Annotated in this window: 2 protein-coding genes and 2 pseudogenes; all 4 read left to right on the forward strand. The window is 71.1% G+C overall.

Translation table 11 applies throughout. The annotated features are described in order from the left end of the window. Window positions 1-144, forward strand: a pseudogene (locus AB0L34_RS33830) (DNA-binding protein); the annotation flags it as partial. Next, window positions 141-461 (forward strand): helix-turn-helix transcriptional regulator, encoded by a 321-nt coding sequence (locus tag AB0L34_RS33835; RefSeq protein WP_043327344.1) that lies wholly within the window; start codon window positions 141-143, stop codon window positions 459-461. The pseudogene AB0L34_RS33830 and the gene AB0L34_RS33835, both read left to right, overlap by 4 nt. 55 nt (window positions 462-516) lie before the next feature. Further along, window positions 517-1,098, forward strand: coding sequence for a winged helix-turn-helix domain-containing protein (locus tag AB0L34_RS33840; RefSeq protein WP_363709744.1), 582 nt, complete (start codon window positions 517-519; stop codon window positions 1,096-1,098). 40 nt (window positions 1,099-1,138) lie between these two features. Continuing rightward, window positions 1,139-1,424: pseudogene (locus AB0L34_RS33845) on the forward strand (MFS transporter); the annotation flags it as partial.

The following is a 1,424-nucleotide window of genomic DNA, read 5'->3' on the forward strand; positions in this document are numbered from 1 at the left end:
GTCTTCGACCCGTGGCGCTCCGCGGTTCTGCTGGTCGCCGGCGACAAGTCGGGGCAGTGGACGCGCTGGTACCGGGATGCCATTCCGGAGGCGGAGCAGCTCTACGACACCTACCTCAAGGAGCGGCAGGAGGAGATTCGATGAGCGGCGTCAAGCGGTGGCGTGACACCTCGCACCTGGGCCGGGCGGTGGAGACCGCCGGTGGTGTGCAGGCATTCGAGGCCGCGATCGGTGGCATGCTCGACGAGGCCCGCGGGTGGCGTCTCGCGGAGCTACGCAAGCGGCGCGAGATGACTCAGGAGCAGGTCGCGTTGAGGATGGGTGTGTCGGTCGCGCGGGTGTCGCAGATCGAGGCGGGCAGTGTCGCGACCCAGGACGTGCTCGCGCGATACATCGCCGCTCTCGGCGGCACGCTCAAGCTGATCGCCGATTTCGGCGACGAGCAGCTCAAGGTCGCCTGAGTCGACGGGCTCCACCCTGCGTGTCCAGGTGTCGGCGGCGCGGGATCATTGGGGCATGACCGAGGCGCGGCCCGAGCAGCGCCGAGTGACGATCAGCGACCCGCAGGTGATGCGGGCGCTGGCTCACCCGGCCCGTATGGCGATCATGGAACATCTCGGCACGCTGGAGGGCGGTGCGACGGCCACCGAGTGCGCCGAGATCGCCGGGCTGTCGCCGAGCGCGACCAGCTACCACCTGCGTGAGCTGGCGAAGTTCGGGCTGATCCGGCAGGCGCCCGGCCGGGGGGACGCGCGGGAGCGGGTGTGGCAGGCGGTGAATCCGTCGTTCCACGTCGAGGTGGGGCCGGATGCCGAACCGGAGGCACGCGCCGCCGAGGCGGCCCTGGTCGAGGCGCACATGGTCCGCAACGCCCAGCGGGTCCGGGACTGGTTGCGCCGCGCGCCGGACGAGTCGCCGGAGTGGTACGCGGCGACCTGGTTCAGCGACAGCGTGCTGCTGGTGACCGCCGAGGAGTTGAGCGAGTTGAACCAGGCGATCCAGGCGCTGATGGAGCCGTACCGGCGGCGGCATCGGGCCGATCCACCCGCCGGGGTCCGTGCGGTGGCGGCGCAGTACCGGGCGATGCCCATCGACTGAGGGGTTGTGCGCACCAGGTGTGAAGGATTATTTTCGAAGTATGTCCTTCACACCTGGCCCCTCGTGCTGGCCGGACGTCTGGCTCGCGGCCACCGCGCGTGGCATCTCCAGTTGCGGGAACTTCCTGGTCACCAGCGCCCTCACGCTGGCGCTCCAGTCCGCCGGGGCCGGTGGGCTCGCCGTCTCCGGGCTGCTGCTCGCCGCGACGCTGCCGCTGGTCGCGCTCGCGCCGCTGACCGGTCGTCTCGCCGACCGGGTGGACAGCCGGGTGCTGCTGATCGCGACCGGGCTCGGTCAGGGGGCGACCTGCCTGGCGCTCGCCTACG

It is taken from the genome of Micromonospora sp. NPDC052213 (assembly GCF_040679695.1).
Taxonomy (GTDB): Bacteria; Actinomycetota; Actinomycetes; order Mycobacteriales; family Micromonosporaceae; genus Micromonospora.

Bases quoted from the DNA above. Each gene is read 5' to 3' on its own strand.
- AB0L34_RS33835 (WP_043327344.1), top strand. From the start codon at position 141: ATGAGCGGCGTCAAGCGGTGGCGTGACACCTCGCACCTGGGCCGGGCG.
- AB0L34_RS33840 (WP_363709744.1), top strand. From the start codon at position 517: ATGACCGAGGCGCGGCCCGAGCAGCGCCGAGTGACGATCAGCGACCCG.